At 69.5% G+C, this 6,448-nt stretch carries 5 protein-coding genes and 2 pseudogenes; 6 read left to right on the forward strand and 1 reads right to left on the reverse strand.

The genetic code is table 11. The features are described from left to right. Positions 1 to 467 (forward strand): annotated as a pseudogene (locus tag ACILQS_RS14840) (hypothetical protein); the annotation flags it as partial. Positions 468 to 512: 45 nt separating this feature from the next. On the opposite strand, the gene ald reads toward ACILQS_RS14840, so the two are convergent. Continuing rightward, positions 513 to 1,628: an alanine dehydrogenase gene (ald, locus tag ACILQS_RS14845; protein WP_395640900.1), complete on the reverse strand. Its 1,116-nt coding sequence runs from the start codon at positions 1,626 to 1,628 to the stop codon at positions 513 to 515. 165 nt (positions 1,629 to 1,793) lie between these two features. On the opposite strand from ald, the gene ACILQS_RS14850 reads away from it, so the two are divergent. From ACILQS_RS14850 to ACILQS_RS14870, 5 genes and pseudogenes are all read left to right on the forward strand, one after another. After that, entirely contained in the window at positions 1,794 to 3,005 is a 1,212-nt protein-coding gene (locus ACILQS_RS14850; RefSeq protein ID WP_395640901.1) for a PotD/PotF family extracellular solute-binding protein, read from the forward strand. 22 nt (positions 3,006 to 3,027) lie between these two features. Beyond that, positions 3,028 to 4,203 (forward strand): annotated as a pseudogene (locus ACILQS_RS14855) (ABC transporter ATP-binding protein); the annotation flags it as partial. Then, complete coding sequence (locus ACILQS_RS14860) at positions 4,203 to 5,132, forward strand: ABC transporter permease (RefSeq protein WP_395640902.1); 930 nt, start codon at positions 4,203 to 4,205, stop codon at positions 5,130 to 5,132. The pseudogene ACILQS_RS14855 and the gene ACILQS_RS14860, both read left to right, overlap by 1 nt. Next, positions 5,129 to 5,947, forward strand: a complete 819-nt coding sequence (locus ACILQS_RS14865) for an ABC transporter permease (RefSeq protein WP_395640903.1) — start codon at positions 5,129 to 5,131, stop codon at positions 5,945 to 5,947. Before ACILQS_RS14860 ends, ACILQS_RS14865 begins: the two co-directional genes overlap by 4 nt. A gap of 1 nt (position 5,948) precedes the next feature. After that, the coding region (locus tag ACILQS_RS14870) for an aminotransferase class III-fold pyridoxal phosphate-dependent enzyme (RefSeq protein WP_395640904.1) at positions 5,949 to 6,448 on the forward strand (500 nt) is incomplete at its 3' end.

The following is a 6,448-nucleotide window of genomic DNA, read 5'->3' on the forward strand; positions in this document are numbered from 1 at the left end:
GCGCGCTGTACGACCCTCGAGCCCTCCCCGGATCAGGTCTCTGGGACGGAGCGGCGGTGCAGGTCGCGGTGCCCGCACCGCTCCCGCGCCGGGTGCTCGACGGGCCCGCCCCGGTTCCCGTCGGGCCCCTGTCGCACGGAGAGGTGGCGATAGTCGCGTCCCGCCCGCGGGAGTTCGACGGGCGCTGGGATCCGGCGCGCGTGCGCGTCGTGCGCCTGGGCGAGCCGGACCCCGGGATGCCCGTGATCGACCCCGGTCGCTCCGTGCTGCTCGGCGACCCCGACGCCTGGCAGTCGGACTGGGCGACCCTGGCTCGCGCGCGACGCGACCTGCCGATCGTCTTCAGCGGCTGTGCGGTGGCCGATGTGCGGGCGATCGCGCGCATCCGCGAGGTTCCCCCGCCGGTGCACCCGGGCGAGGTCTGGCTCGTCGAGCACGGCCGTGCCCGTCGTGCGCTCCTGGAGTAGGGTCGCGCGCTCCAGGAAGAGGCGAGGGAGTGCGCGGGCCGAGCCTCAGGCCAGCGCCATCTCGAGCGCCGAGGAGGTCATCCCGTGCGCGGTCGCCACCGGACCGTTGACGACCGAGCCGGCGTGGGTGTTGAGCCCGAGGGCGAGGGCGGGGTCCGCGCGCAGGGCGTCCCGCCAGCCCGAGTTCGCGATCGCGCGCACATACGGCAGCGTCGCGTTGGTGAGGGCATAGGTGGAGGTGTGCGCGACGGCACCGGGCATGTTGGCGACGCAGTAGAAGATCGACCCGTGCACGGCATAGGTCGGATCGGCGTGGGTCGTCGGCCGGGTGTCTTCGAAGCATCCGCCCTGGTCGACGGCGATGTCGACGAGCACGCTGCCCGGCTTCATGCGCTTCACGAGGGCGTTGCTCACCAGTTTCGGCGCCTTCGCCCCCGGCACGAGCACCGCGCCGATCACGAGGTCGGCCGCGAGCACGGCCCGCTCGATCTCGAAGGCGTTCGAGGCGATCGTGATGATGCGACCGGCGTAATCGTCGTCCATCTCGCGCAACCGCTGGATGTTCGTGTCGAGCACCGTCACCTGAGCGCCGAGCCCGACGCTCAGGGCGACCGCGTTGGTGCCGGCGACCCCGGCGCCGATCACCACGACGTTCGCCGGGCGGGTGCCGGCGACGCCCGGCACGAGGAGTCCCGGACCGCCGTGCGGGCGCAGCATGGCGTTGGCGCCGACGATCGGCGCGAGCCGGCCGGCGACCTCGCTCATCGGAGCGAGCAACGGCAGCGCGCGATTGGGCAGCTGGACGGTCTCGTAGGCGATCCCGGTGACTCCCGCCTCGACGAGCGCCGTGGTCAGCGCGGCCTCGGCCGCGAGGTGCAGGTAGGTGAAGAGCACCAGGCCGTCGCGGAAGTGCCGGTACTCGCTCTGAACCGGTTCCTTGACCTTGAGGAGGAGATCCGCCGCGTCCCAGACCGCCTCGGCCGTCGCCGCGATGGTCGCGCCGGCGGAGCGGTAGTCGTCGTCGGTGATCGACGAGCCGAGACCGGCACCCTCTTGGATCAGGACCTCGTGGCCGTGGGCGACCAGTTCGTGCACCCCCGACGGCGTGATCGCGACGCGGTACTCGTTGTTCTTGATCTCGGCCGGAACGCCCACCCTCATGCGCGCCAGTGTAGTGGCGAGTTCGTCGGTCACGACTGTGGAATCCGCACTCTTCGGGCTCTCAGACGGCGGATTGCGTGAAATGTCTGTTACAGAAGTGCCGGATAGTTCCGTCCAAGCCTCCGGCTATGTCAGGATCGACCCACCGTTGGAAGGAGTCGTTACATGCCCAGGTCGCTTCCCGAGGATCCCCTGATCCGTCGTCTCGTCCAGCAGGCCCGTGCCTCGCAGCTCTCCCGCCGCAGCGTTCTCGCCGGCGGGGTGGGCGGCGCCGCCGCTCTCGCGCTCGCCGCGTGCGCCCCGACGTCTTCCGGCGCGCCGAGTCCGGCGACCGACCAGTCGGACAGCGACAAGAACGTCAACTGGGCCAACTGGCCCGGCTACATGGACGAGGACGACGCGGGCGGCTACCCGACCCTCGAAGCCTTCACCGCCGAGACCGGCATCGCCGTCGACTACCTCGTCGAGATCAACGACAACAACGAGTACTACGCGAAGGTGCGCGACGTGCTCGCCCTCGGGCAGGACATCGGCGCCGACCTCATCACCCTCACCGACTGGATGGCGGGCCGGCTGATCAACCTCGGCTACGTGCAGGAGCTCGACGTCGCCAACATCCCGAACCAGTCGAACCTGGTGCCCGACCTGCGGGACGTCGGCTTCGACCCCGGACGGAAGTTCTCCCTCCCCTGGCAGGGCGGGTTCGCCGGTCTCTGCTGGAACAAGGAGCTGCTGCCGAACGGTCTCAAGACCCTCGACGACCTCTGGGACCCCGAGCTCGCGGGCAAGATCGTCGTGCTCAGCGAGATGCGCGACACGATGGGCCTCATCCTGCTCGACCAGGGCATCGACATCTCCGGCGACTTCAGCGAAGACGACTTCAACAACGCGTTGGATGTCTTCCGCGAGAAGGTCACGAGCGGTCAGATCGGCGCGGTGCGCGGCAACTCGTACACGCAGGACCTCATCAACGGCGACGCGATCGCCGGCATCGTCTGGTCGGGCGACGTCACCCTCGTCAACGGCGAGCTCGGCAGCGACCTGTTCGAGTTCGCGATCCCCGAGTCGGGCGGGACGCTCTGGAACGACAACCTGATGATCCCGATCGGTTCGCCGCGCAAGAAGAACGCCGAGGCGCTCATCAACTACTACTACGAGCCCGAGGTCGCCGCCGAGGTGGCGCTCTGGGTGAACTACATCACCCCCGTCGTCGGGGCGAAGGAAGCGGCGGCGGCGATCGACCCCGAAGCGGCCGAGAACCAGCTGATCTTCCCCAACGAGGAGACGCTGTCGCAGGTGAAGACCTTCCGCCCGCTCACCGGCGCCGAGGAGCAGTCGTTCGGCACGGCGTTCCAGGCCGTCCTCGTGGGAGCCTGACACGTCCGGCGAGCCGACGTCGTCGGGGGCTGATCTCCAGCTCGACGGCGTCAGCAAGCGGTTCCCCGGTTTCACGGCGATCGAGGAGCTGAACCTCACGATCCCCGCGGGGTCGTTCTTCGCGCTGCTGGGTCCGTCGGGGTGCGGCAAGACGACGACCCTGCGGATCGTCGCCGGGCTCGAGGCCCCGACATCGGGCCGGGTGCTGATCGGCACCGAGGACGTGACCCGGATGCCGCCCTTCCGGCGTCCGGTGAACACGGTCTTCCAGAGCTACGCGCTCTTCCCGCACATGTCGGTGCTCGAGAACGTCGCGTTCGGCCTGAAACGGCGCGGGGTGAAGGATGCCCTCGTGCGCGCCCACGGTGCGCTCGAGATGGTCGAACTCGACCATGTCGCCCAGCGCAAGCCCGGGCAGCTCTCGGGAGGTCAGCAGCAGCGGGTGGCCCTCGCCCGCGCCGTCGTCAATCGGCCGGCCCTGCTGCTGCTCGACGAGCCGCTCGGCGCCCTCGACCTCAAGCTGCGCCGGCAGATGCAGGTCGAACTGAAAGACATCCAGACGGATGTCGGCATCACCTTCCTCCACGTCACGCATGACCAGGAGGAGGCCATGACGATGGCCGACACGATCGCCGTCATGAACAAGGGCCGCATCGAGCAGATGGGGGCGCCGGCCGAGCTCTACGAGCTGCCGCGCACCGCCTTCGTCGCCAACTTCCTCGGGCAGTCGAACCTGTTCGCCGGTCCGGTGGTCTCGTCGAAGGGCGACACGATCGTCGTCGACGTCGCGGGCCGCAAGGTGGCGGTGCCGCGTGAGCGGTCCCAGCGCCACGCCGGCGACGTCACGATCGGCGTCCGCCCGGAGAAGCTGCTGTTGCACACGAGCGAGCCCGCCCCACAGCCCGGGGTCAACGTGCTCGGGCCGGGCCGCGTGCACGACGTGTCGTTCAGCGGGGTGAGCACGCAGTACCTGATCGGCATCCCGGGTCTCGGCACGGTGTCGCTGTTCGCGCAGAACCTCGTCTCGGGCCCGGTCGTCGGCGACGGCGCGGAGGTCTGGGTGAGCTGGGCGGTCGACCACGGCTTCGGTCTCGCCGACGAGCCCGACGAGGCGCTGCGCTTCGATCCCGACGACGACACCCAGGCGATCGCGATCGCGCAACGCCGCCGCATCGAGGCCGAGCTCGAGGAGGCCTGATGGCGTTCGGAGTCTTCGGGGGAGCCCCGGGCGCCGTCGTCGACGTCGATGCGGCTCCCGCGCGACGCAGCCCGGTCGCCCTCCTGCTCCTGCTGCCGGGACTCGCCTACCTGGCGCTGTTCTTCGTGGTGCCGTTCGTCTCGCTCGTGCTCACCAGCTTCCAGGCGCCCGACCCGCTCGCCTTCGGGGCGCAGGGGGAGTACGTTCCCGCGTTCCGCTGGGAGAACTACGTCGAGGTCATGTCGACCTACTGGCCGCACATCCTGCGCTCCTTCGGGTACGCGATCGCCGCGACGGTGATCGCGCTGCTCATCGGGTACCCGCTCGCCTACTTCATCGGCGTCAGGCTACGGCGGTTCCCGCTGCTCCAGGCTCTCGCCCTCGTGCTGGTGATCGCCCCGTTCTTCATCAGCTTCCTGCTGCGCACCTTCGCCTGGAAGCAGATCCTCGCCGACGAGGGTCCGGTTCTCGGCGTGCTCCAGGCGCTCACGATCATGCCCGACGACGCCCGCATCACGGGCACCCCGGTGGCCGTGATCTTCGGGATCGCCTACAACTTCATCCCGTTCATGACGCTGCCGATCTACACCTCGCTCGAACGTCTCGATCTGCGCTACGTCGAAGCGGGAAGCGACCTGTACGCGAGCCCGGCGACGACGTTCTTCCGGGTCACGCTGCCGCTGTCGCTGCCCGGCGTCGTGTCGGGCACCCTGCTCACCTTCATCCCGGCCGCCGGCGACTACATCAACGCGTCGAGCGACTTCCTCGGATCGCCGAGCACGGCGATGATCGGAAACGTCATCGAGGCGAACTTCCTGCGCACCGAGAACTTCCCGGTCGCCGCGTCGCTGTCGATCATCCTCATGGCGGCGATCCTGCTGCTCGTCGCGATCTACATCCGGCGAGCCGGCACGAAGGATCTGGTATGAACGGGCGGCCGCGTTTCGGACTCGGATCCTGGGCCCTCGGGGTCTACGCGATCCTCGGGCTGGTGCTGCTGCTCACCCCGATCGTCTACACGATCGCGTTCTCGTTCAACGACTCGGTCAAGACCAATATCGTCTGGCGCGGCTTCACCCTCGAGAACTGGACGACGATCTGCGTCGTCGAGAACGGAGCCGTCTGCGAGGCGTTCGGCACGAGCATCCTCGTCGGGGTCGTGTCGACGATCGCGGCTACGGCGCTCGGCACCGCGATCGCGATCGGCCTCGTGCGGTACCGCGTGCGGTTCCGGTCCGCGGCGACCCTGCTGATCTTCCTGCCGATGGCGACGCCGGAGGTCGTGCTCGGCGCGGGTCTCGCGGCCCAGTTCCTCACCGCCGGGGTTCCCAAGGGCGTCGGCACGATCATCCTGGCGCACACGATGTTCTGCATCAGCTTCGTCGTGGTGACGGTGCGCGCGCGCGTCGCGAGTCTCGATCCGGCGATGGAGGAGGCGGGGCGCGACCTCTACGCGAGCCCCGGGCAGGTGTGGTGGCGCATCACGTTCCCGCTGTTGCTGCCCGGCATCATCGCCGCAGCCCTCCTGTCGTTCGCCCTGTCGTTCGACGACTTCATCATCACGAACTTCAACTCCGGCGCCGCGTCGACGTTCCCGAAGTACGTCTACACGGCGGCCGCCCGCGGCATCCCGGCGCAGGCGAACGTCATCGCGTCCGCGGTTTTCCTGCTCGCGATCGCGCTGGTCGTCGGGTCGCAGCTGTACGCGGCGTCGCGCCGCAAGCGGCTCGCCCGGCAGTCCTGAGATGTACGCCGATCGGGCGCGCCTGGCCGCTCTGCACGCCGCAGAGGTCGAGCGGTTCCGCGCGGAGCGCCCCGAGTCGCACCGGCTCTGGGAGGCCGCCCGCGAGGTGATGCCCGAGGGTGTCCCGATGCTCTGGATGGTGAAGTGGCCGGGCCCGTGGCCCGTGTTCGTCGACGAGGCGAAGGGGGCGCACTTCCGCTGCGCGGACGGCATCGACCACGTCGATCTGTGCCTCGGCGACACCGGTGCGATGGTCGGCCACGCCCCCGAGGCGTCGGTGCGCGCGATCGCCGAGCGCCTCGCTCGCGGGTCGACCTTCATGCTCCCCACCGAGGACGCGACCGCGGCATCCCATCTGCTCGCCGGTCGGTTCGGGCTCGAGCGCTGGCAGTTCACGCTCTCGGCGACCGACGCCAACCGCCATGTGCTGCGCTACGCCCGCATGGTGACGGGGCGCCCGAAGGTCGTCGTCATCGATCACAGCTACCACGGCACGGTCGA

The sequence above is a fragment of the Pseudolysinimonas sp. genome (assembly GCF_044239695.1).
Classification (GTDB): Bacteria; Actinomycetota; Actinomycetes; order Actinomycetales; family Microbacteriaceae; genus Pseudolysinimonas_A.

Bases quoted from the DNA above. Each gene is read 5' to 3' on its own strand.
- ACILQS_RS14850 (WP_395640901.1), top strand. From the start codon at position 1,794: ATGCCCAGGTCGCTTCCCGAGGATCCCCTGATCCGTCGTCTCGTCCAG.
- ACILQS_RS14865 (WP_395640903.1), top strand. From the start codon at position 5,129: ATGAACGGGCGGCCGCGTTTCGGACTCGGATCCTGGGCCCTCGGGGTC.
- ald (WP_395640900.1), bottom strand. From the start codon at position 1,628: ATGAGGGTGGGCGTTCCGGCCGAGATCAAGAACAACGAGTACCGCGTC.
- ACILQS_RS14860 (WP_395640902.1), top strand. From the start codon at position 4,203: ATGGCGTTCGGAGTCTTCGGGGGAGCCCCGGGCGCCGTCGTCGACGTC.